The sequence below is a fragment of the Bradyrhizobium sp. 170 genome (genome assembly GCF_023101085.1).
Taxonomy (GTDB): domain Bacteria; phylum Pseudomonadota; class Alphaproteobacteria; order Rhizobiales; family Xanthobacteraceae; genus Bradyrhizobium.
Genome location: NZ_CP064703.1, coordinates 4,297,872 through 4,321,064, shown reverse-complemented (window position 1 = coordinate 4,321,064; position 23,193 = coordinate 4,297,872). Strand labels below are relative to the sequence as shown.

The 23,193-nt window shown below is 61.6% G+C and carries 21 protein-coding genes and 1 pseudogene; 7 read left to right on the top strand and 15 right to left on the bottom strand.

Features of this window, described 5'->3' with window-relative positions:
* Positions 1-18: 18 nt before the first annotated feature.
* The 8 genes from lpdA to IVB05_RS19940 all read right to left on the bottom strand — a co-directional run bounded on the left by lpdA (position 19) and on the right by IVB05_RS19940 (position 8,369).
* Positions 19-1,437, bottom strand: a complete 1,419-nt coding sequence (lpdA, locus tag IVB05_RS19975; RefSeq protein WP_247786309.1) for a dihydrolipoyl dehydrogenase — start codon at positions 1,435-1,437, stop codon at positions 19-21.
* 160 nt (positions 1,438-1,597) lie between these two features.
* Complete coding sequence (locus IVB05_RS19970; protein ID WP_247786308.1) at positions 1,598-2,944, bottom strand: pyruvate dehydrogenase complex dihydrolipoamide acetyltransferase; 1,347 nt, start codon at positions 2,942-2,944, stop codon at positions 1,598-1,600.
* A gap of 2 nt (positions 2,945-2,946) precedes the next feature.
* Positions 2,947-3,252 carry a DUF5076 domain-containing protein gene (locus IVB05_RS19965; protein WP_247786307.1) on the bottom strand — a complete coding sequence of 102 codons (306 nt, stop codon included), beginning with the start codon at positions 3,250-3,252 and terminating at the stop codon, positions 2,947-2,949.
* 6 nt (positions 3,253-3,258) lie between these two features.
* Complete coding sequence (locus tag IVB05_RS19960) at positions 3,259-4,653, bottom strand: pyruvate dehydrogenase complex E1 component subunit beta (RefSeq protein ID WP_247786306.1); 1,395 nt, start codon at positions 4,651-4,653, stop codon at positions 3,259-3,261.
* A 105-nt stretch (positions 4,654-4,758) separates the two neighbouring features.
* Positions 4,759-5,784, bottom strand: a complete 1,026-nt coding sequence (gene pdhA, locus IVB05_RS19955) for a pyruvate dehydrogenase (acetyl-transferring) E1 component subunit alpha (RefSeq protein WP_247786305.1) — start codon at positions 5,782-5,784, stop codon at positions 4,759-4,761.
* A 214-nt stretch (positions 5,785-5,998) separates the two neighbouring features.
* Complete coding sequence (locus IVB05_RS19950) at positions 5,999-6,316, bottom strand: septum formation initiator family protein (RefSeq protein WP_247786304.1); 318 nt, start codon at positions 6,314-6,316, stop codon at positions 5,999-6,001.
* 190 nt (positions 6,317-6,506) lie between these two features.
* Positions 6,507-7,061 (bottom strand): NADPH-dependent FMN reductase, encoded by a 555-nt coding sequence (locus tag IVB05_RS19945; RefSeq protein ID WP_247786303.1) that lies wholly within the window; start codon positions 7,059-7,061, stop codon positions 6,507-6,509.
* A gap of 171 nt (positions 7,062-7,232) precedes the next feature.
* The gene (locus tag IVB05_RS19940; RefSeq protein ID WP_247786302.1) at positions 7,233-8,369 is read right to left on the bottom strand and encodes a zinc-binding dehydrogenase; all 1,137 of its coding nucleotides are present in this window, start codon (positions 8,367-8,369) and stop codon (positions 7,233-7,235) included.
* A 136-nt stretch (positions 8,370-8,505) separates the two neighbouring features.
* On the opposite strand from IVB05_RS19940, the gene IVB05_RS19935 reads away from it, so the two are divergent.
* The gene (locus IVB05_RS19935) at positions 8,506-9,783 is read left to right on the top strand and encodes a hypothetical protein (protein ID WP_247786301.1); all 1,278 of its coding nucleotides are present in this window, start codon (positions 8,506-8,508) and stop codon (positions 9,781-9,783) included.
* A gap of 15 nt (positions 9,784-9,798) precedes the next feature.
* On the opposite strand, the gene eno is transcribed toward IVB05_RS19935, so the two are convergent.
* Positions 9,799-11,082, bottom strand: coding sequence for a phosphopyruvate hydratase (gene eno / locus IVB05_RS19930; protein ID WP_247786300.1), 1,284 nt, complete (start codon positions 11,080-11,082; stop codon positions 9,799-9,801).
* Between the two features lie 175 nt (positions 11,083-11,257).
* Between eno and IVB05_RS19925 the strand changes: the two genes are divergently transcribed.
* The 4 genes from IVB05_RS19925 (at position 11,258) to IVB05_RS19910 (ending at position 14,266) form a co-directional block, all read left to right on the top strand.
* Positions 11,258-12,250, top strand: coding sequence for a lyase (locus IVB05_RS19925; protein WP_247786299.1), 993 nt, complete (start codon positions 11,258-11,260; stop codon positions 12,248-12,250).
* Positions 12,247-12,621, top strand: a complete 375-nt coding sequence (locus tag IVB05_RS19920) for a c-type cytochrome (protein ID WP_247786298.1) — start codon at positions 12,247-12,249, stop codon at positions 12,619-12,621. Before IVB05_RS19925 ends, IVB05_RS19920 begins: the two co-directional genes overlap by 4 nt.
* 55 nt (positions 12,622-12,676) lie before the next feature.
* Positions 12,677-13,141 (top strand): preQ(1) synthase, encoded by a 465-nt coding sequence (gene queF, locus IVB05_RS19915; RefSeq protein WP_247786297.1) that lies wholly within the window; start codon positions 12,677-12,679, stop codon positions 13,139-13,141.
* Between the two features lie 243 nt (positions 13,142-13,384).
* On the top strand, positions 13,385-14,266 hold the full coding sequence (locus tag IVB05_RS19910; RefSeq protein ID WP_247786296.1) for an FkbM family methyltransferase: 882 nt from the start codon (positions 13,385-13,387) through the stop codon (positions 14,264-14,266).
* Positions 14,267-14,316: 50 nt separating this feature from the next.
* Here IVB05_RS19910 and IVB05_RS19905 read toward each other — a convergent pair whose 3' ends face one another.
* Positions 14,317-15,549, bottom strand: a complete 1,233-nt coding sequence (locus tag IVB05_RS19905; protein ID WP_247786295.1) for a biotin/lipoyl-binding protein — start codon at positions 15,547-15,549, stop codon at positions 14,317-14,319.
* The gene (locus IVB05_RS19900; protein ID WP_247786294.1) at positions 15,542-16,009 is read right to left on the bottom strand and encodes a hypothetical protein; all 468 of its coding nucleotides are present in this window, start codon (positions 16,007-16,009) and stop codon (positions 15,542-15,544) included. The genes IVB05_RS19905 and IVB05_RS19900 overlap by 8 nt, the downstream gene beginning before the upstream one ends.
* Positions 16,010-16,398: 389 nt before the next feature.
* On the opposite strand from IVB05_RS19900, the gene IVB05_RS19895 reads away from it, so the two are divergent.
* Positions 16,399-17,148: a hypothetical protein gene (locus tag IVB05_RS19895; RefSeq protein WP_247786293.1), complete on the top strand. Its 750-nt coding sequence runs from the start codon at positions 16,399-16,401 to the stop codon at positions 17,146-17,148.
* A gap of 46 nt (positions 17,149-17,194) precedes the next feature.
* Here the strand turns inward: IVB05_RS19895 and IVB05_RS19890 are convergent, their stop codons facing one another.
* From IVB05_RS19890 to IVB05_RS19880, 3 genes are all read right to left on the bottom strand, one after another.
* Complete coding sequence (locus tag IVB05_RS19890) at positions 17,195-18,388, bottom strand: MFS transporter (RefSeq protein WP_247786292.1); 1,194 nt, start codon at positions 18,386-18,388, stop codon at positions 17,195-17,197.
* Positions 18,385-19,233 carry a 3-deoxy-8-phosphooctulonate synthase gene (gene kdsA / locus IVB05_RS19885; RefSeq protein WP_247786291.1) on the bottom strand — a complete coding sequence of 283 codons (849 nt, stop codon included), beginning with the start codon at positions 19,231-19,233 and terminating at the stop codon, positions 18,385-18,387. Before kdsA ends, IVB05_RS19890 begins: the two co-directional genes overlap by 4 nt.
* Positions 19,234-19,326: 93 nt before the next feature.
* Positions 19,327-19,653 carry an NIPSNAP family protein gene (locus IVB05_RS19880; RefSeq protein WP_247786290.1) on the bottom strand — a complete coding sequence of 109 codons (327 nt, stop codon included), beginning with the start codon at positions 19,651-19,653 and terminating at the stop codon, positions 19,327-19,329.
* Between the two features lie 220 nt (positions 19,654-19,873).
* Here IVB05_RS19880 and IVB05_RS19875 point away from each other — a divergent pair, with 220 nt between their 5' ends.
* Positions 19,874-22,720, top strand: a complete 2,847-nt coding sequence (locus IVB05_RS19875; protein WP_247786289.1) for a DUF3857 domain-containing protein — start codon at positions 19,874-19,876, stop codon at positions 22,718-22,720.
* Between the two features lie 274 nt (positions 22,721-22,994).
* Here IVB05_RS19875 and IVB05_RS19870 read toward each other — a convergent pair.
* Positions 22,995-23,129: pseudogene (locus tag IVB05_RS19870) on the bottom strand (ClpX C4-type zinc finger protein); the annotation flags it as partial.
* Between the last annotated feature and the right edge of the window lie 64 nt (positions 23,130-23,193).

Below are 23,193 nucleotides of genomic sequence, written 5' to 3'. Positions count from 1 at the left end.
GACCGGAGCGATCACACCTTACATATTCAGCACGCGCCCATAGGCATCCAGCACGGCTTCCTTCATCATCTCCGACAGGGTCGGATGCGGGAATATCGTGTGCATCAGTTCCTCTTCCGTGGTCTCCAGGTTCATGGCGACGACATAGCCCTGGATCAGTTCGGTCACCTCGGCGCCGATCATGTGCGCGCCGAGCAGTTGCCCGGTCTTCTTGTCGAAGATCACCTTGATCAGGCCCTGATCCTCGCCGAGTGCAATCGCCTTGCCGTTGCCGACGAACGGGAAACGGCCGACGCGAATCTCGCGTCCGCCCTCTTTCGCCCTCGCCTCGGTCAGACCGACGGAAGCGACCTGCGGATGGCAATAGGTGCAACCCGGAATGAGGTTCTTGTCCATGGCATGCGGATGCAGGCCCTTGATCGCCTCGACGCAGACCACGCCTTCATGCTCGGCCTTGTGGGCCAGCATCGGCGGCCCCGCGACGTCGCCGATGGCGTAGATGCCGGGCACGTTGGTCTTGCCGTAGCCGTCGATCACGACGACGCCGCGGTCGGTCTTGACGCCGACCTTCTCCAACCCGAGACCTTCGATATTGCCGACCACGCCGACGGCGGAGATCACCCGCTCGAACTCGACCGTCTGCGGCTTCTTGCCGTCGTCGATGGTGGCGACGACACTGTCGGCCTTCTTCTCGAGTTTTGTGACTTTGGTGTTGCTGAGGATCTTGATGCCCTGCTTCTCAAACTGCTTGCGCGCAAGGCCCGCGATCTCGGCGTCCTCGACAGGGAGGATCTGCGGCAGCACCTCGACCACCGTGACATCGGCGCCCATGGTGTGGAAGAACGAGGCGAACTCGATGCCGATCGCGCCGGAACCTACCACCAGCAACGATTTCGGCATCCGCTCCGGCACCATCGCCTCGAAATAGGTCCAGACCAGTTTCTTGTCGGGCTCGAGCCCCGGCAGCACGCGCGGCCGCGCGCCGGTAGCGACGATGATGTGTTTTGCTTGATATGCCCCCTCGCCCAGCGCGCCCTTTGGTGCTTCGACCTGGGACTTCTTCACTGTGACTTTGCCGGGCGCGTCGATCGAGGCGTCGCCCCAGATCACCGTCACCTTGTTTTTCTTCATCAGGAAGCCGACGCCGTCATTGAGGCGCTTCGAGACGCCGCGTGAGCGCGCCACGACGGCCTTCGGATCGAACGAGACTTTTTCGGCGGAAAGCCCGTAATCCTTGGCGTGCTGCATGTAGTGGTAGATCTCGGCGGATCGTAACAGCGCCTTGGTCGGGATGCAGCCCCAGTTCAGGCAGATGCCGCCGAGATAGGATTTCTCGACGATCGCCGTCTTGAAGCCGAGCTGGGCGGCGCGGATCGCGGTGACGTAGCCGCCGGGGCCGGAGCCGATGATGATGACGTCAAAGGATGTGTCGGCCATTGGCTACTCGCTCGTTTTCATCGTGCGACCATCACGTTTCTCCGGTCATTGCGAGGAGCTCGCGACAAAATTGCAAGAGCAATTTTGCGCTGATGCGACGAAGCAATCCACATTGTCGCGAGTAAGATGGATTGCTTCGCTGCGCTCGCAATGACGGCTATCACACCATCATCATCACGGGGTTTTCGATTAGCTGCTTGAAGGCGCCGATCAGCTCGGCGCCGAGCGCGCCGTCGATAGCGCGGTGATCGCAGGACAGCGTCACGCTCATCATCTGCGCGATCTCGATCTTGCCGCTGCGGACGACCGGGCGCTCCTCGCTGGTGCCGACGGCCAGGATCGTCGCCTGCGGCGGATTGATCACGGCGGTGAAGTGGTTGATGCCGTACATGCCCAGATTCGACACCGCCGTGGTGCCGCCCTGATATTCTTCCGGCTTCAGTTTTCGCGCCCGCGCGCGCGCCGCATAGTCCTTCATCTCGGCTGAGATAGTGGACAGCGTCTTGGTCTCCGCCTTGCGGATGATCGGCGTAATCAGGCCGCCTGGCATCGCGACGGCCACGCCGATGTCGGAATGCTTGTGCTTGAGCATGCCGCCTTCGGTCCAGCTCACGTTGCAATTCGGAATTTTTTGCAGCGCGACCGCCATCGCCTTGATGACGAAATCGTTGACCGAGAGCTTGTAGAGCGGCTTCTTTTCCTTGTCCTTCGGTGCGGCGGCATTGATCTCCTCGCGGGCGACCAGCAGCTTGCCGATGTCGCAGTCCATCGTCAGGTAGAAAACCGGCACGGTCTGTACCGAGGCGGTAAGGCGCTGCGCAATCGTGCGGCGCATGCCGTCATGCGGCACGACCTCGTAGGAGCCCTCCTCGAACAACGCGAGGATCTGCTTGTCCGACATCGACGGTGCGATGCTGGGGCCACCTGCGGGCGCGGCGGCGGGCGCTTTAAGGCCCTTGCCGGATTTCGCGCCCTCGACATCACGGGCGACGATGCGGCCGTGCGGGCCGGAGCCGTTGATGCGCGCCAGATCGATGCCCGCGTCCTTGGCGAGACGTCTGGCCAGTGGCGACGAGAATACACGGCCGTGGCCGTTGGCCTGCGAAGCGGAAGCCGCCGCCTGCGGCGCAGCAGCCTGCGTCGGCCCAGTTGCTGCGGGTTTTGGCGCGGCGGCAGGCGCCGGTGCCGGTTTTGCGGCGGGCGCTTCGGCGGCCTTTGGTGCCGGCGCGACCCCTGCTCCGGCCCCTGCCGCCTTCACGTCCTCGCCGTCGCCAGCCAAAACCGCGATGATATCGTTGACCGGCACATCCTGCGTACCTTCAGGCACCAGGATTTTTGCGATCGTGCCCTCGTCGACCGCCTCGACTTCCATCGTCGCCTTGTCGGTCTCGATCTCCGCGATCACGTCGCCGGACTTGACCTTGTCGCCCTCTTTCTTGAGCCATTTGGCAAGGTTGCCCTTTTCCATCGTGGGCGACAGCGCGGGCATCAAAATGTTGATCGGCATTGTCAGTGACCCTGTTGCGACCGGGACGTGGTGGAGCCCACATCGGTCGGCCGATTGATCTCGGCTTCGAACATGTCGACGATACGCGTCAGCGCTTCGTCTTCGGTGTAGCCGCTCTCGCGGGCATAGGCGCGGGCAGCGTGGCGCGCGATATCGACCAGAAGCAGGCCCCACATGTCGGGCTCCTCGAACGCGCGCTGGAACGCGATCGAGAGCCCGCCATCGACGACGAACGCGCGCAGCACTTCGACGGCGTCCTCGCGGCCGATGACGTCGGGCGGCAACGGCTGTTCGTTGGGACCGGCCATATCGACCTACCGATAGGCGACGGCTTTGGCGGCCGCGACCACCTCGGCCACGTTGGGCAATGCGAGCTTTTCGAGGTTTGCCGCATAAGGCATCGGCACGTCCTTGCCGGACACCCGCGCCACCGGCGCGTCAAGATAATCGAAGGCGTGCTCCATGATGCGAGCGGCGATCTCGGCGCCGACGCCAGACTGCTGCCAGCCCTCTTCCACCGTCACCGCGCGGCCGGTCTTCTTCACGGAGGCAACGATGGTCTCGGTATCCATCGGGCGCAGCGTGCGCAGATCAATCACCTCGGCCTCGATGCCTTCCTTGGCGAGTTCGTCGGCGGCCTTCAGCGCGTAGGTCATGCCGTTCGACCACGAGATCAGCGTCACGTCCTTGCCCGACCGCACGATCCGCGCCTTGCCGATCGGGATCACGTAGTCGTCGAGTTTTGGTACCTCGCCGGTGTGGCCATACAACACTTCGTTTTCGAGGAAGATGACCGGGTTGGGATCGCGGATCGCGGCCTTCAACAGCCCCTTGTAATCGGCGGCCGAGAACGGCGCGATCACCTTCAACCCCGGAATCTGCGAGTACCAGGCCGAGTAATCCTGGCTGTGCTGGGCGGCGACGCGAGCGGCGGCGCCGTTCGGGCCGCGGAACACGATCGAGCAGCCCATCTGGCCGCCCGACATGTACAGCGTCTTGGCCGCGGAGTTGATGATCTGGTCGATCGCCTGCATGGCGAAGTTGAACGTCATGAATTCGACGATCGGCTTCAGCCCCGACATCGCAGCACCTACGCCGACACCGGCAAAGCCGTGCTCGGTGATCGGGGTATCGATCACGCGCCGTGCGCCAAACTCCTGCAACAGGCCCTGGGTGACCTTGTAGGCGCCCTGATATTCGGCGACCTCTTCGCCCATCACGAACACGTCGCCGTCGCGCCGCATCTCCTCGGCCATCGCATCGCGCAAGGCTTCACGGATGGTCTGGGTGATCATCTCGGTGCCTTCCGGGATTTCCGGATCGGGCTCGGCGACCGCGGCCGGCGGCGCCTTTGCCTCGGCCTTCGGCTGGGGCGCCTCCGCCTTGGCTTCGGCTGATGGTGCTGATTCCGGGGCCTTCGCCGCTTGCGCGGGTGCGGGTGCCTTGCCGAGATCGGCAGCACTCTCGCCGTCGGACAAAATGGTCGCGATCGGCGTATTGACCGCGACGTCGGCGGTGCCTTCGGGGATCAATATCCTGCCGAGCGTGCCCTCATCGGTCGCCTCGACTTCCATCGTCGCCTTGTCGGTCTCGATCTCGGCGATGACATCGCCCGACTTGATGGTCTCGCCTTCCTTCTTCAGCCACTTGGCAAGGTTGCCCTTCTCCATCGTGGGCGAAAGCGCAGGCATCAGCACTTGAATGGGCATATCGGCTCCCGGAATCACTCTTTAGATCGTTTGAGCATGATCTTTTCGGAAAACCGGTTTCCACTCCAGATCATGCTCTGGTTTGTTCTGCGCGTGTCTTGAAATTTAGCGGTAGATGTCGGTCCAAAGCTCCGACGGATCGGGCTCGGGATCGCGCTGGGCGAAATCCGCCGACGCATTGACGATCTCGCGCACCTCGGCGTCGATGGCCTTCAATTCCTGCTCGGTGACCTTGGCGGCCAAGAGGCGGTTGCGAACCTGCTCGATCGGATCCTGATCGGTGCGGATCTTCTCGACCTCTTCGCGGGTCCGGTACTTCGCCGGGTCCGACATCGAGTGGCCGCGGTAGCGATAGGTCTGCATTTCCAGGATGAAGGGGCCCTTGCCCGCGCGGCACCAGGCGACCGCCTCGTCGCCCGCCGCCTTGACGGCGCGGACGTCCATGCCGTCGATCTGCTGGCCCGGAATGTTGAAGGAGGCGCCGCGCTTGGAAAAATCGGTCAGGGCCGAGGAGCGCGTCACCGACGTGCCCATGGCGTAGCGGTTGTTCTCGATCACGTAGATCACGGGGAGCTTCCACAGCTCCGCCATGTTGAAGCTCTCGTAGACCTGGCCCTGGTTGGAAGCGCCGTCGCCGAAATAGGCGACGCTGACGAAATCATTGCCGCGGTAGCGGTTGGCGAAGGCCAGACCCGTTCCGAGCGAGACCTGGGCGCCGACGATGCCGTGGCCGCCGTAGAAATTCTTTTCCATGCTGAACATATGCATGGAGCCGCCCTTGCCCTTGGAATAGCCGCCGCGACGACCGGTGAGCTCGGCCATGACGCCGTTGGCTTCCATCCCGCATGCCAGCATGTGGCCGTGGTCGCGGTATCCCGTTATGACCTGATCGCCCTGCTTCAGGGCCATCTGCATTCCGACCACCACGGCCTCCTGGCCGATATAGAGATGGCAGAAACCGCCGATCGCACCCATGCCGTAGAGCTGGCCGGCCTTTTCCTCAAAGCGCCGGATCAGCAACATGTCCCGCAGCGCCGCCAGTTCCTGCGCCTTGGTGAATTCCGGTGGGGACCCGCTTGCCTTCTCCTGCTCTGTTTCCTTCGCGACGACGCTTTTCTTGGGTGCAGCCATGGCAATTCCGGGTGAGAGAGAGAGACGGATCAGCCCTCTCTAACCCAACTCAAACCGGCGTGAAAGGATTGCGTGCACTGGAGAAAATATTGCTATGCCGCACTGCAGCGCGGCGAGACATTTTCGAAATCGATTTTGTAGTTTTTTGAAATTTGCGGACTGACATGCGGACATCAAGCCAACGACGGCGGTGTCCGTGACATCGGTTTGAAAATCAGTTCGGCTTGATGGTCCGGACCAAATCGCGCGGATTGGCGTAGTCGAGCTGGAAGCGCGCGCGCTCGTCCAGCATGTCAGGATCGACCCGGTTGGACCGCAACAGCGAAACCCGCTGCTCGCCCTGCGCCCGCTCCCGCTTCAGCCGCGCCAGTTCCGAGGTGAGCGCGATGATCTCCTGATCCAGTTCCTGGCGCGCGTTCAACCCGTATTTGCCGGTATACGCGTTGACCCCGAAATAGCCGACCATCAGCGCCGCCACCGTATAGAGGGCGAGGCCGGTCAGGATGGATTTCAGGCGGGTGCGGGAGACCATGCCCCGCAAGATGCGACGGTCAGGTTAATGGAATCCTAAGACGGCGGGTGTGGGCGATGATGGCGCCGCCGTCATTGCGAGCGAAGCGAAGCAATCCATGCCGCGGCATAATGGATGGATTGCTTCGTCGCTACGCTCCCTTGTGCAAACGCTTCGCGTTTGTCACAGGCAATGACGGGGCTGGCGCCGTTTACTTGTTCTGCTTCTCGATGAACGCCGCAAACGCTTCGAGATATTGCTGCAGCACCTTTTGCACCGATTCCTTGACGAGCTGGCCTTTGTCGTCAAAGGCGTCGCCGACACCGTTCAGGTAGATCTCGGGTTGGCCAAGGATCGGACCAGTAATGCCGGGCAAGATGTTCTGCAAATGCTTGGCCGCGTTGACGCCGCCGAGCGCGCCGGGGGAATTGCTGATGATGCCGACGGGCTTGCCGAGGAACGAGCTCTTCCCGTAGGGGCGCGAGCCGACGTCGATCGCGTTCTTCAGGACGCCGGGGATCGAGCGGTTATATTCGGGCGTCACGAACAGCACGCCGTTCGACTGCTGCAGCTTTTCGCGGAACGCCAGCCAGTCGGCCGGCGGTGCCGCTTCCAGATCCTGGTTGAAGAAGGAAAGGCCGCCTAGCGTGGTGACGTCGAGCTTCAGCGAAGCCGGCGCCAGCTTTGCGAGCGCATTGGCGATCTTGATCGAAAAACCCTCCTTGCGAAGCGAGCCGACGATCGTGACGATGGTATGGGTGGCCATTGGGTGTCCCTTGTGAAGCAAAAGCGCCGGCCGCACTTAAGCCAGATCGAGGGAAAAGATGCAAGTGCATCAACTTATCTTTATGACCGGCTCGGGAGAACTCCGTGCACCCCATGCAAGAAAACAGGCCGCCTGAAGGGCGGCCTGTTCGTGCAGATAAACACGGGCACGTCAGCCCTTGTTCGGGTTGATCAGGAATTTCTCGCCGGTGGAGCGCTTGTTGTAGATCGCGATGTTGGAGAGCTGCAGCGTCTCCTGCAGCGACACAACTTGCGTGTAATGGCTGGCAAAGGTGGTCTTGAGTTCGGAAGCGACGCGCTGGCGTAAGCGGCCGATTTCGGCGGGGCCGATCTTCTGCAGGAACGGCGTCAGCAGCCAGCCGCCGACGCCCCAGGTCAAGCCGAACGCCCGGCTCAATTCGGTCGGACGGTTGTCGAGGCTGCCGTAGATATAGACCTGCTTGTACACGTTCGAGCCGTAACGGCTGTATTCCTTGGCGGTCTTGTTGGCCGCGGTCTCCATGCAGGTGAGGATTTGTCCCGCGAGCCTGCCGCCGCCGATGGCGTCGAACGCGATCGTTGCGCCGGTTTCCACCAGCGCGTTGGTCAGATCGTCCATGAAGCTATCTGCAGTGGAATCGACGACATATTTGGCGCCGATCTTGTGCAGGATATCCGCCTGCTCCTTGCTGCGCACGATGTTGACGAGACCGATGCCGTCCTTGATGCAGATCTTGTTGAGCATCTGCCCGAGGTTCGACGCGGCTGCGGTGTGCACCAGAGCCTTGTGATTTTCGCGCCGCATGGTCTCGGTCATGCCGAGCGCGGTCAGCGGATTGACGAACCATGACGCGCCGTCGGCAGGCGTGGTGCCTGCGGGAAGCTCCATCACGTCCCGCACCTTCATGGTGCGGTACTGCGTGTACATCGCGCCGCCGATCATCGAGACATTCTTGCCCATCAGCGCCTTGGCGGCATCCGACGATCCGGTCCTGATCACCACGCCGGCGCCTTCATTGCCCACCGGGAGCGATTGATCGAGCCGCGCCGCCATCATCCGCAGGGCGGCTTCCGGCATTTTTGCGGTGACCACGGGCGTGTCCTCGCTGCCTGAAACCTTGGCGGTCGACATGTCGGCCGGGCCGATCAGGAGCCCGAGATCGGACGGGTTGATCGGCGTGGCCTCGACCCGGACCACGACTTCGTCGTCGGCCGGCTCAGGCGTCGGGACGTCCACCAGCGACAGTTCGAGTTCGCCGCTCTTCTTGAGCAGCGAGCGCAGTTGCAGCCCGCTTTTGCCGTCACTCATCGTAAATCTCCCATCTTCGGTTCAACCGAATTCGGCCGGAGTGTTCTCACGTTGGCCTGGAAACGCAAGGTCGCTTCGGTCACAATATTCCGATAACATTTGTCTGATCCCGCTACTTGATCCCTTGGACCGAGCAATGCAAGTCGTCGCGGCAATTGCTATCAGTCTTGCCAGCTTGATATTTGCGACCTGGGGCGCCTTGGCGGGGCAAGCGTTCAGACTAGAAGTGTTATATTCCTCGCCAATTGTGGTTGATCCGTCACGCCCGCCAGGCGGACCAACGACCGCCGGCCTGATCTTGAACGCACAGGGCGCATTTCCCGATGGTCGCTTCGCGTTTCTCGCAAGCCGCATCGCGTCCGGGGTACGCTCCCAGGTGCTGATCACTGATATCGATCAGACCCGTCCTGGCAATGCAGTCCCCCTGAATCTGAAGGGGGCGCAACCGGCTGGCGGCGGAGGTCTTGTTTCCCGAATCTTCAGTGGACCCACTCAAACGCCCTACGTATCCGCGCTGGCGGCTGGAATGTCGGGCGAGATATGGCTGGGCGGCTACAGCAATGCATTCCGTGACATCGCTTCAGCCCCCCACAGCGATGCGTATCTTGCGAAGGTCGATGCCTCCGGCAAGCCGGTTTGGGAAATGGCTTATGGCAACGGTGGCCAAAGGGCGATCTGGAGCATTGGTTCGTTGGCAACGGGCGATGTGGCCGTGTTCGGTAGCGACCGATCGGGTGGACGAGTAGCGCGGATTGGCCCCGACGGGGCTCAATTGTGGGCACGCCCGTTAGGCAATGACCTCGGCGGGATGATCGCGTCGCTCCCCGAAGACAGGCTCGCGGTGGTCGGGTTCGAGGCAACTGGATCGGGTCAACACGTCACAACCTGGATCCTTGATGGAACAGGAAAGCAGCTTGCTCATATCCGCATCCGAGACTCTATCAACAAATCGCAACATAGCTATTTTGGGAAAGTCTTTGTGGTCACAACAGATGACGCGATTTATGTGGCCTCGAACTGGACCGGATTATTTGATGCTCAGCCCGTCGCGATTGCGAAGATCAGCACAGAGGGACAGCTTCTTTGGAGCACGTTACTGCCTGATACAATTATTGCAGTTGAAACGTCGGCGCGCAGTTGGAAAGGGTGCTCACCGGCGGTTGGGGTCACTCCGCAGGGCCGCGTCCTTGTCGCGTGCGCGCTCAATGACAAAATTCAGCTTTACCAACTTGACCAATCGTCCGGCGCATACCAGGAAAGCTCCCTTCCCTTGCCGGATTGCCAGATCGGCCACCCCGCCAGCTTATTCATGGCGATCCAGAGAGATGGGACGACGACATTGAGCGGATCTCGGCCCGGCTCCAACGTGGCGGCGAACTGTACCTGGATTGGTCGCTTGACCGCGGTTCAGTAACGGGGCGCGCACCTCTTACGCCAGTGCCTTGAACACCGCTTTGCCGGCATATTTCGCCTGCTCGCCGAGTTGCTGTTCGATACGCAGGAGCTGGTTGTACTTGGCGGTGCGGTCGGAGCGCGCCAATGATCCGGTTTTGATCTGGCCGCAATTGGTGGCGACCGCGAGATCGGCGATGGTGGAGTCCTCGGTCTCGCCGGAACGGTGCGACATCACGGAGGTGTAGCCGGCCTTGTGAGCCATCTCCACGGAGGCGAGCGTCTCCGTCAGCGTGCCGATCTGGTTGACCTTGATCAGGATCGAATTAGCGCGGCCATTCTTGATGCCATCGGCAAGGCGGGTGACGTTGGTGACGAACAAATCGTCGCCGACCAGCTGGCACTTGTTGCCGATCAGGTCGGTCAATTCCTTCCAGCCGTCCATGTCGTCCTCGGACATGCCGTCCTCGATCGAGACGATCGGATAACGGGAGACGAGATCGGCGAGATACTTCGCCTGCTCGGAGCGCGAGCGGGTCTTGTTCTCGCCGCCATAGACGTAAGCGCCGTCCTTGAAGAACTCGGTCGCCGCGCAATCCAGCCCGAGCATCACGTCGCTGCCCGCCTTGTACCCGGCCTTGCCGATCGCGCTCACCACGAACTCGAGCGCGGCGTCCGCCGACGGGATATTCGGCGCAAAGCCGCCCTCGTCGCCGACATTTGTGTTGTGGCCGGCCTTTTTCAGTTCGCCCCGCAGCGTGTGGAAGATTTCCGACCCGCAGCGCAGCGCCTCGGCGAAGCTCGCGGCGCCGACCGGCAGGATCATGAATTCCTGGAAATCGATCGGGTTGTCGGCATGCGCGCCGCCATTGATGATGTTCATCATCGGCACCGGCAGGGTGCGCGCCGAGGTGCCGCCGACATAGCGATAGAGCGGCATGTCGAAGGATTCGGCCGCCGCCTTGGCGCAGGCCAGCGAGACGCCGAGGATGGCGTTGGCGCCCAGCCGGCTCTTGTTCGGGGTGCCGTCGAGATCGATCATGATCTGGTCGATCTGCACTTGCTCCTCGACGGCCTGATCGCTCAGCGCCTCGAAGATTTCGCCGTTGACGGCCTCGACCGCCTTCTGCACGCCCTTGCCGAGATAGCGCTTCTTGTCGCCGTCCCGCAGTTCGACCGCCTCATGCGCGCCGGTGGAAGCGCCCGACGGCACCGCCGCGCGGCCGATCGAGCCGTCTTCCAGCACCACATCGACTTCAACGGTGGGATTGCCCCGGCTATCGAGAATTTCGCGGCCAATGATGTCGACGATGGCGGTCATGTCTGCTCTTTCCTGGGAGTGGTGGGTCAGGTTCGGGGGCGTCTTACACGGCAAGCAAGCAAATGTGAACGCTTCACGGGCCGCCTTTTCCGGACGGTAGGATTGGGTCAGGATAGACTGCTCCAAGGTTGATCTCAGCGTCCAAACCTTCACGTTCATAAGTCGGGGTAACGCAATGAATCGCCGCCAGTTTCTTGGAACCGCCGCCGGTGGAATCCTCGCTGCGCCCGCCTTCCTGCGCCACGCCGACGCCCAGGAAGGCCCGTTCCGCGTCAAATATTATCCAGTCAAATCAGGCATGGGCTCCCGCGACACCACCCCTGCCCCCGACGGCACGATCTGGTTCTGCGGCCAGCGCAACGGCACGTTGGGACGTCTCGACCCGCGCGACGGCTCCTACAAACTGGTCGACCTCGGCAAAGGGGCAGCTCCCCATGGCGTCATCATCGGCCCTGATGGAGCTCCCTGGGTGACCGAGGGCGGCCAGAACGCGATTGCGCGCGTCGACCCCGGCGACCACAAGGTGACCCTGTTCCGCCTGCCCGAAAAGGAAACCTACGCCAACCTCAACACCGCCGTGTTCGACAAGAACGGCATCTACTGGTTCACCGGCCAATCCGGCATCTATGGCCGGCTCGACCCGAAATCGGGCGACATGACCGTGTTCAAGTCGCCGCGCGGGCGCGGCACCTACGGCATGACGGTTACGCCGAAGGGCGACATCTGGTACGCCTCGCTCGCCGGCAACCACATTGCCAAAATCGATCTGGCGACCGGCAACGCGACCGTGGTCGAGCCGCCGACGCCCAATCAAGGCGCACGCCGGGTGTGGTCGGACTCCAAGGGCCGGATCTGGGTCAGCGAATGGAACAGCGGCAATGTGTCGGTGCACGATCCCGCCGACGGCTCCTGGAAAGCCTGGAAGCTGCCCGGCAGCAATCCGCGCACCTACGCTGTTTACGTCGACGACAAGGACAAGGTCTGGGTCACCGATTTCGGCGCCAATGCGATCGTGCGCTTCGATCCCGTGACGGAAAAGTTCAATGCGTTCCCGAGCGACAAATCGGGCGCGAATGTGCGCCAGCTCGACGGCCGGCCCGGCGAAACCTGGGGCGGCGAATCCGGCAACGATCGCCTCGTCATGATCCAGACGGTCGCGCCTGCGTGAGATTGTTTGCAATCCTGCTGCTGTTGCCGCTTCTCCTGCCGGCTCCCGCTATCGCGGAGGAAAACGGCATGCGGGCGTTCGCGCCCTGCCGCGCCTGCCACAGCCTCGATCCGGCTGAGCGCAACCTGCCCGGCCCCAATCTCTCAGGCGTGATCGGCCGCGCCATCGGCGGAGCCGCGGAATTCGACTATTCGCCGGTACTGCGCAAGGCGCGCGACGAGGGCTTGCGCTGGGACGCAAAACGCCTCGAAGCCTTCCTCACCGATCCCGCCGCGATGTTTCCGGGATTGTGGATGTCGATGCGCGGGATCGAGGACGTGGCCGAGCGACAGGCGCTGGTGCGGTTTCTCGAAGATCCTGCATCGCGCTAGCGGTTGACGGCCACGCTGGTTGCGTCCATGCCATCCGTCGCAAAGGACGATCATGATGGCCAAGAAATCATTGCAGAAATCATTGCAGCTCGGCCGCGCCGTGGAATGGCCGGACAGCCCGGAAAAGGCGCAGCTCGATCGCGTGCCCAATCCGCAGGCGGATACCAATTATCTGGTTCGTTTCACCGCGCCGGAATTCACCTCGATCTGCCCGGTGACGGGCCAGCCTGATTTCGCGCATCTTGTGATCGACTATGTGCCGGGCCAGTGGCTGCTGGAATCCAAATCGCTGAAGCTCTATGTCGCCAGCTTCCGCAACCACGGCGCGTTCCACGAGGATTGCACGGTCATGATCGGCAAGCGGATTGCAACCGAGATCAAGCCGAAATGGCTTCGCATCGGCGGCTACTGGTATCCGCGCGGCGGCATCCCGATCGACGTGTTCTGGCAGGCCGGCAAATTGCCCAAGGACATGTGGGTGCCCGACCAAGGCGTTGCGCCCTATCGCGGGCGGGGTTAGGCGCGCCAAGCGTTCGGGCATGGCTTGAACGCCTTCTGCTGCGCGCGCGGAATTTTCAGAAGACGCCTCCAGTGAGGCTCAATGGAGAAATAAACGGCCGCGACAACGATGATTGCATACATCGCAGGCGCAGAAAATGCACGGTTGAGAAAAAGCACTCTCGAACGATTGACGCCACAGATTGGTCCAACTGTCGGGCACAGATTGTCCGCATGTTCACAACATCAAGTTCGTGAGCCCGCCATGATTGCTCGGAAGACCGCCCGCTTCCTCCTGAAATATGCATCGAGCGATCCGCTCGGGCTTGCCGATATCGTACACCGCCGCGCGATCGAGCAGTTCAGAACGCCGCCGACGGGCCTCGCGACCGCGCGCTTCAACGGCGTGCATCACGAGATCGACATGTCATTGCATCGGCTGATGAAGAAGTACTTTTTCCATACCCACGAAATGTTTCTCGAACGCATCTTCAAGCGCTGCCTGGCTCCTCGCAATATCTTCGTCGATATCGGCGCCAATTGCGGCTACTGGTCGGCCTATAGCTTGTCGCTCGTGGGCCAGAGCGGCGAGGTGCACGCCTTCGAGCCGGTGCCGCAATATTTCACCTTTGTCCGACGGCTCGCCGAGCTCAATCCCGATTATCGGGTCATCGCCAATCAGGTTGCCTGCGGCGCGCGGCCTGGCGCCTTCACGATGGCCGTCGTCGCGCCACGCGCGGAGAATTTCGACAATTACGATATCAATATCGGGTCGAGTTCACTTGCTACCGGCTTCCTCGACCACGCCAGCGAGCTCACGGAAAATATCACCGTTGAGGTTATCGCCTTCGATAGTTATGTACGCGAGCGGAAAATCGATCTCGATCGCGTCGGCCTTATCAAGATCGATGTCGAAGGTTTCGAGGCTGAGGTCTTCGACGGCATGCAAGGCGTGCTGGCAAAGAGCGGTCGCAAAGTGCCGATCCTGTGCGAGATCCTCACCGATCTGAATCGCCCCAAGCCGCTGGACGGCAGACGGATCATTGAACGCCTTGAGGATTGTGGTTACCGCTGCCTCGATGCCACGCATTTGCGACCGATCGATCGTGATGCGCTTGGTTTTGAGGAGAACATTCTCTGCCTCTGACACTCAACTATCTTTCATCAAACCTGCATCAACTTCGGAGCTTCGCGGGCTCAATGCCCGCTCAGCACCAGCGTCTTGACCGGCAACAGCAAGGCCTGAATGCGCAGCAGCATCGCGTGCACCAGTCCGGTGGCATCGACGACGTGCAACGCAAAGCTCTTGAATGAACCGACTTTACCTGACGAGATCAGTTCGTGATTGCTGGTATAGGCGTTGGCTATACAACTGCTGCCCGGCGTCACGCCCTCCAGCCCGCCCTTGTAGATCGGTTCCATGAAAACGAGAATGGTACCTGGACGCACGACCTGCTGCGCCTCAACCAGTTGTTCGCCGCCCCTGAACTGGCCCGCCGCGATGTAGTCCTGCACGCCGGTAACCACCATGGGAATGACCGTCCACGGCTTGGAAATGCAGGTGGCCTCGGCCACCATTCCGACCTTCATGACCTGAGCCTCGATCTGCCCAAACCCTGCCGACAGAGCACGCCGTCCGGCACCCTCGGGAATCAGAACGCCGGCCGACCGTATCATTGGATTGACGATATCACCCCGCCTCAGACCGAACTGCTCGACCCGTCCGTTGACACCGGCGCGAATAAACGTCTTGTCCAGATCGACCTGCGCTTCGGCCAACGCCGCCTCTGCGCTCGCCTTCTCCGCCGGTAGCAGAGCGGTCAGTCGCGTCATCGCGGACTGTTTGGAAGCGGACGCGGCGTCGAGGCTGCCCTGGCGACCCGCAACGGCCACCGTGAGCTTTTCGATGTCGCGTTGCGGCACGATTCCGGGGTTGCGCTTCTGCAGTTCGCTTTTGGTGTCGAGTTCGTCCTGCGCCTGCTGCAGCGCGCCTTTTGCCTCCTGAAGCTGGCCTTCCGCCTTGAGGATGTCAGCTTGCGCTGCCAGCATGGCGGCATCGACTTCGGCGATCTTGCGCCTGGCTGTCAGTAGCGACGCTTCCTGCTTGGCGCTATCAAGCCTGAAAATCACGTCACCTTGCTTGACGGGCGCGCTGAGTTCGACGTTAACCTCCGCGACTCGGCCGGCTACTTCGGGCACAATCGGAATGGTCCGATAGAACAACGTCGCCGACGTGGTCGACGGGTGGTAATAGAAGATCATCGTGATCAGCGAGACCGTGAGCATCAGGCAGGCGATGATGCCAAAGCGCAGTTCGAACCAGACCGAATAGAGCGTGATCTCGTGGCCGATGCGCTTGCCCTGCCGGTAGCGGCGATAGAGATAGTCCGGAAATATTGTCAAAAGGGAGCAGAGAAGCAGCTCAAGCATGGCTGTGCACCTCGCTCTTGGCGCCACCGGCCTTCTCGATGCGGGCCTTGGCCTCGCCCGTTGCGACAGCGTGCGCCGTGTCCCCAACTGGCGCCTCGGTTGGGTCCGGTTCAGGCGGAACGCCAGCCATCTTCTCGACCGATCCTGCAATTCTGCGCAGCGGCGTGCTGAAGTCCGGCAGGTCGATCATGGCGAGGAACAGGCCCATCACCCAGAACAAGTGGTTGTGCGTGAACAGCGACAGCAGGCCCAGCACGGCCACGATTTCAAACTGGAATTTCTGCGACTTGTGGGCTATCCGCTCCGGCAACGAGTGCAGGTGCAAATAGAAATTACCGACCGCGAGAACGGCGACGATCAGAAAAATGCCGACGGCGACCATCAGAACGTCGGTGTCACCCGGTGCGGTGATGAAAGACGGCAGGTGATGGGGCGCGCTGGGGTGAATCGACTCGCTCATGGCAATCCTCCGTTCACAACGGGACTAACGCACTGGGGTCGATCAGCTCGGTTCAATCTTTACACAATGTGAAAACTTGGCAAGCGATAAGGCGCGGCCTGCGCGCGCGAGGCCGATCAGGCCCATTTTCGTGAACCGGATGGCCTCTGCGACCGACCACCGCACATGCACAATGCCTCCCCTGTCATTCTCAGGCTGATTGCCCCGCTCTGTCTCGCCGCCACAATCTCGAACGCTGTGGCCGCACCGCCAGCAAAAGCGACTGAGGAGCGCTACATCGTCGCGCGAGACGCGGCTATCGAGAAAATCTCGGCCATCTAGATGCCGGTAATTCAGATGACGCAGCGCGAAAAGCGGAGGAAGCCGCGACTGCTGACCTCGGGGCGCAGATGCGCGCTATTCTCAATGAGGCCGCACGCGAGGGCTTTGGCCCGGCGAAGCTGAGCATCGACACCTTCTCCAAGGGCGACGAAGGTTTCGGTCTGCTCGACGGACTGCGCTTCGATGCCCTGCCCGGGAAGCAGAAGGCCGGCCAGGACGGCGCCGACGGGAAGTCTGTCGCGCCGAAGGCGCACATCATCGTCACGACGCAGAGGCTGTTCGAACGATGGCTGCGCGCCCACAAGGACTGGTGGGGCAAGGACATCAAGAACGTGCCACAGCAGATCGGCGCCGCGCTAAAGGACGAGAGTTTTTATACCCAGGCGGTATCGAGCGGCTCCGCGGTGGTGAACTTCAATTCCCTGCCGATCGCAAGGCCTGATGGCGCGACCTTCGTGCATGGGATGCTGGCGGGCCGAACCCAGTCGGACATTCCCAACGCAGCCGACACCGTGTTCGTCTCTGCGATCGCCAATGGCAAGGTGTACGTCGCCTACGGGTCGATCGATCCCAAGGTGCAAATTCCGGCCTGCACCGCCATCCGGACCAGCTACAACAAAAAGGCCGAACAGGCCGAAGAAGACCTCCGGCTCGAGAAGGTCGACAGGAAGGCTTTCGACAAACTGGGAAATCTGCGCCAGAAGGGCGAGGACGACTACAAGCGCTGCTTCACGCAGAATGCGCCGAAACAGGCCGCCTTTGCGGAAGCAACCCGGCAGGCGCAACAGCTGTTGTCGACAACTCTCAATACGCGCTGAGCCCATTCGTGATCTGCGCAGCGGATTGCCGTGTGCGGCAGACCAGCTACGCCGCCGCAGCGTCCGCCGGCCGCGTCTGGCGCAGCAGTTTTGCGCAGACAAAGCCGAGCGCGATCATGACGGCCGCTGCGGTCAGCAGGGTCGGGACCTTGCCGGCATGCTGGATGCCGAAACCATAGGCGATCGGGCCGATGGTCTGGCCCATGAAGAAAAAGAACGCGTGCAGCGACAGCGCGGTCGCGCGCGCTTCCGCCGACAATTCGCTGGCGAACACCTGCAGGCTGCCGTGGATCATGTAGAAGCCCCAACCCATGAAAATCAGGCTGAGCGTTTGCAGCTTCCATTCCGGCCCCATCGCCACCGCGATGAGCTGCACACCGACCAACGCTGCGCCGCCGATCATCATCCCATTGACGCCGATCCACGGCAGAAAACGCGACACCGTCAGGGTGTAGAACAGCCCGCCGACGGCGAAGCCCGCGATGACGATGCCGGCGATCGACAACGAGGTTTCGCCGAGTTCGAACAGGAAGGCGGCTATGAAGGGAAACAGTCCGAGCACGCAGCAGCCTTCGATGAACACCGCCCCGTAGCAAATGCGTGCGTTCGGGTTGGTGAAAATCGTGCGATAGCCTTGCTTGAGGGCCGACAGGCTGGTTCGCGGTGGACGCGTCAACGCGGCGCCGCGAAATCCAACGGCCACCACAATCGAGGCCACCATGACAATCAGACCCAGCACGGCGAGCACGCCGCGCCAGCCGAGGAAGTCTCCGATCAGGCCGGACACCGAGGCACCCAGCAGATTACCGGTCATAGCGCCGGCCAGCGTGCGCCCGATCGCGATCTGCCGCTTCTCAGGCCCGACGAGATCGCTGGTCAGCCCCAGCGCGATCGGAAACACGCCGCCCGAGCCGATACCGGCTAGAATGCGGGACGCAAACAACAGCGGGAACGACGTCGCCACCGCACCGAGAATGTTGGCGAGGCCAAGCAGCGCCAGGCAGACGACCATCAGGCGGGCTTTGCCGAACATGTCGGCGACGGCGCCAAGCACGGGCTGGATGATGGCAAAGGTGAAGGCGAACGCGGCAGCAAAACTGGCGGCGGTCGCGATGCTGACCGAAAAATCCTCGGCCACGTGCGGTAGCACCGGATCCAGCGCGCGGGCGGACAGGGCTGCCGAAAAGGTCGCGAGTGCAATGATATTGAGCGCCGGCGGCGTGCCGCTGGTGGCGGTCACGGCGAAGCGTTCTTGGCCAGCGCGTCGAACGCCATCAGCCGCTTCAGCAACGCTTCGAACTCGCGCAGCGGCACCATGTTGGGCCCGTCCGACGGCGCGCGATCAGGATCGGGATGGGTCTCGATGAACACGCCGGCGACGCCGACGGCGACGGCCGCGCGCGCCAGCACGGGGACGAATTCGCGCTCGCCGCCCGACGACGTCCCCTTCCCACCCGGCTGCTGCACCGAATGGGTGGCGTCGAAAATGACGGGCGCGCCGGTGCGTGCCATGATCGGCAGCGCGCGCATGTCCGAGACCAGCGTGTTGTAGCCGAACGACGCCCCGCGCTCGGTGACCAGTACATTCGGATTGCCGCCACCGGTGATTTTGGCGACGACATTGGCCATGTCCCACGGCGCGAGGAACTGGCCCTTCTTGACGTTGACGGCCTTGCCGGTCGCGGCGGCCGCCAGCAGGAGATCGGTTTGCCGGCACAGATATGCTGGGATCTGCAGCACGTCGACCGCTTGCGCAACTTCGGCGCATTGCGGAGGTTCATGCACGTCGGTGAGGACAGATAATCCCAGCGACGAGCGAATCTCTGCAAAAATCGGTAGCGCCTGCGCCAGGCCCATGCCGCGCGGAGTCGATCCGCTGCTGCGGTTAGCCTTGTCGAACGAGGTCTTGTAGACGAGGCCGATCTTGAGCCGACCGGCGATCTCCTTCAGCGCGCTCGCCACTTCGAGCGCGTGCGCGCGGCTCTCGAGCTGACATGGTCCGGCAATAATCGAAATCGGCAGGTCGTTGCCGAATTTGACCGATCCAACGGTGACAACCGGAGCGGCATCGAGTTTCGCGTTCAAGGGATTTTCCTTCGTATTGAGCGCGGACCATGCCGGTCCGCGCTTTCAGGATCAACCCCGTTTAACCCCCGAATATCAGGGTTGCGCCGGCGGCTATTTCACCGCGGAGAACGCCGTCGGCACCAGCAACTGGCTGACGATGTTGTCGATGATCTGGCCGTCCTCCTCGCTTCTAGCGCGGCCGGCGATCCAGTCGGGATCGGACTGGAATGCGGTCCATTTCTTTTCGCGGTCGGCGAGCGAGTCCCACGCGACGAAATAGGTCAGCTCCTGATTGGAGGTGCCGATCAGCGTGGTGTAGAAGCCGGCCTGCTTGATGCCGTGCTTGTCCCACAATTTCAGCGTCAGCGTATCGAACCGCTTCATCAACGCCGGCAAACGCCCCGGCAGACAGCGATAGACGCGCATTTCCATGATCATCGGCAACTCCCCTGATTATTGTTCTTGAGACGACAGAGCGAACTCTTTTGACAACAAATCATGGGCAACGTCAAAGCTGGAGAGCGGATTGGGTAACGTCGACCCGCAGCACGCTCCGCCCGGCAAGGCAACGAGGGAATAAATCTCGATCCGCTATTTCCGTTGCGTTGCGCCACGATTCTCCATGATTTATACAACCTTTGAGTGGCAGGGGTGAATCATGTATCTTGGGAAGCTGGCCCGTGCGGGCCTTATGCTCACGGGCCTTGCGCTCGCGGGCGTTCTGGGTATCAGCGGAACCTCCGCCCAACAGAATGCCGACAATCAACTAAGAGAAGTTCAACTCGGCACCAATGCATTCACGTTGTCCGAGCCGGTTCCGTCATGGGTGGACCCGACACCGCTTCCGGACGCCACCAAACCTGAACCCGTCGTGGTGCGACTGGCGGACACCCAGTATCTCGTAAACGAAACTCCGGTCGTCTACATCCGCCGGGCGACGCTCATCAACGACGCTGCGTCGCTTACGGCAGCAGGCCGCATTTCGATTTCGTTTGCTCCGGAATATGAACGCGTTCAGTTGCACGCCATCTACGTTCATCGCGGACAGGACCGGCTGGACCGAACCAGAACGTCGACGATTCGATTTCTGCAGCGCGAGCAAGGCCTCGAACAGGGGCTTTATAGCGGCCGTGTGACAGCCTCGGTTCTGATCGACGATCTTCGGACCGGCGATACCCTGGACGTTTCCTATTCGACCTATGGCCAGAACCCGGTGTTCGGCGGGAAATTCACAGGGACTACCGGCTGGGACCAGCCCTATCCCACGTTGCTGCGGCGGGTCGTCCTCAACCATCCGGTTGGACGGCAGGTCGCCTGGCGCATGATCGGTGACCGGCCGGCCCAACCAGTCGTTCCAAGTGACACCGTTCGCGACGGGATGCGTCGAATTGAATTTGAGCAACGTTCTTTGCCGGAGACAGTCAGCGAGCCGCAGACGCTCCCCGACTTCTTTGCCTTTCGTTTTCTTCAGTTTTCGGAATTCGCGAGCTGGGCCGACGTCGCCAACTGGGCGAGCACGCTATTCCCCGCCATTTCGGTCGGCAGCGATCTTCAAGAGGTGGCGCGAGAGATCCGCAAGATCGATTCCGACCAAGCGCGTGTGAGCGCCACGCTCGAGTTCGTGCAGACCAAGATCCGCTACTTTTCCGTTTCCATGGGCGAAAGCTCGCACCGGCCGGCTTCGCCCGATGAGGTCCAGCGGCGCCGGTACGGCGACTGCAAGGACAAATCGTACCTGCTGATTGCCCTTCTGCACGAGCTTGGAATTCAAAGTAGACCCGTCTTGCTGCAGCAAGGACGCAGAACCGGGCTTGAGAAGACCCTGCCCAGCGCCCAGTTCTTCGATCATGCCATTGTGCAGGTTACGGTCGAGGGCAAGAGCTTTTATCTCGATCCGACACGGCTCGGACAACACGGACGCCTTGATCGCATGGGCCAGGTGCACGAAGGAGGGCAAGTGCTGGTCGTAGCGCCGGAGACAAGCGCGCTCTCGACGATTTCCAGCAGCAACATCGCGCAGCTTGTGCATCAGGAAACGGCAGAACGCGCGACACTCTCGAACTTCAGCGAGGCAGGCCAACTGCAAAGCAAAATCGTCTGGAACGGAGTCAAGGCCGAACAGGTCCGGCTTTCGCTCGAGCGCGTCTCCCACGATCAGTTCTTGCGATGGATCGGCAGCACGCTGGAACGCCGGTATCCCGGTGCAACGCTGGCGGGTGAACCAACCGTGTCCGACGACAGGGTCAACAACGTCCTTTCAATAACGGCAACCTACAAGATACCGCAGCTTGCCGTCGATCGAAGCGGCAACTGGGTTGTCTATTTCAGCCCCGATAATTTGAGGGATGTCGTTCTTCCACCGCCGACAGCCACCCGAACGACGCCGCTGCGGATTCCCGGATATCCGTTCGAAGGTACCTACATTTTCGAGATGACGTTCCCCGACGCAGTCAGCATGATCACCGACCCGCACGCGGAAACCATCAAGAACGAATATTTTACAAGCACTGTTTCATCCTACTTCCGCGGAAATAGTGCCAAGGTCTCCATCGATCTTGCGGCATTGAAAACACACGTCGATGCCGCGGACACCGGGAAATACGCGGAAGATCTGCGGGCAACCAACAAGGCGATCGGCGGCTTTTTCGCAGTCGGCAAGTCATCGATCAAGTCGGCGGAAGAAGCCGGCAGCGCCGCGCTCCCGCAACGGCTCCGCAAGCTCCGGCAGGAGTTTATCGACAAGACGACGGAGACGATCAAGGGCGGCAAACTTGCGCAATCCGACATGGCGGAGGCCTATTGCATTCGCAGCAACGCCCTGAGCGACCTGCAGCGTTTCGATGAAGCCCTGCAAGATGCCAATGAAGCAACGCGCCTTGCGCCAAACTCGACAAGCGCCCTTGGATGCCGCGCGTTTAATCATTTCAATGCTGGCCAGTTCGACAAGAGCATTGCCGACTACTCGAAGGCCGTATCGCTTGGCGCTCAGGAGGGCGAGATATTTCGCATGCGGGGTCTAGCCAGGATTTATGCCGGCCGGCTGGAAGACGCCAGATCGGACCTTGCGAGAGCAAGCGAGCTGGCTGACAAGGAGTCGAAGACCTATTTCGACCTTTGGCTGGTATCGATCAACGGCCGCCTCGGCGCGAAGATTCCGGATTCCATCATCAAGCGCGCAGCATCCGAAGCTCACGGCGAATGGCCCCGCCCTGCCCTGGCGATGCTCACAGGATCGATGTCCCCCGAAGACCTGCTGAAGCGGATGGATGAGAAAAAAGGCGACGACCGTCAGATGGCGTTGGCAGAAGGGTATTTTTACCTCGGGCAACACTACTTTGTCGCCGGTGACAAGAAGACCGCCGCGAACTATTTCCAGAAAGTGCGTGATCTCGACATTTTTCTCTACATCGAACATGTCGCCGCGGGATTTGAGCTACAGCGCCTGAAGAATGACGACACGGCGGCGTCCGCACCGCCCGCTTCAAGCCGGACAGTGGCGCAGTAAGGATTCCGCCCAATCGCAAGCCGATGGCGCGGCGTGTTGGTCAAGCTCAGGAAAACCGCTGCCACGCCGCCTGACGGGAGACGCCGAGCGCCTTGCCGATCGCCTCCCACGTCACACCGCGCTTGCGCAGGGCGTCGACGTGACTGTTGAGCATCTCGCCGGCGCTATCGGCGATCGCCGCCGTTCGCCCGAGGAGACCGATCAGGTCCTCGTCGGGATATTGATCCCAATTGGTGCTCTGCACCGGTACCGGTCCGCCGCCCAGACACTGGTTGCAGATCGCGACACATTCGTCGCAAATGAAGACGGTGGGCCCCGCGATCAGGGCTTTCACGCTCGCGGAATCCTTACCGCAGAACGAGCAGTACAAGGACTGCTGCGACGCTTTTTCAGCCCGCTTCACCGCCATGGCGCTAGCCCCCTGTCAAGGAAGGCTTGACAATACTCGGGCGGGAACCCTTGTCAAGGAACCC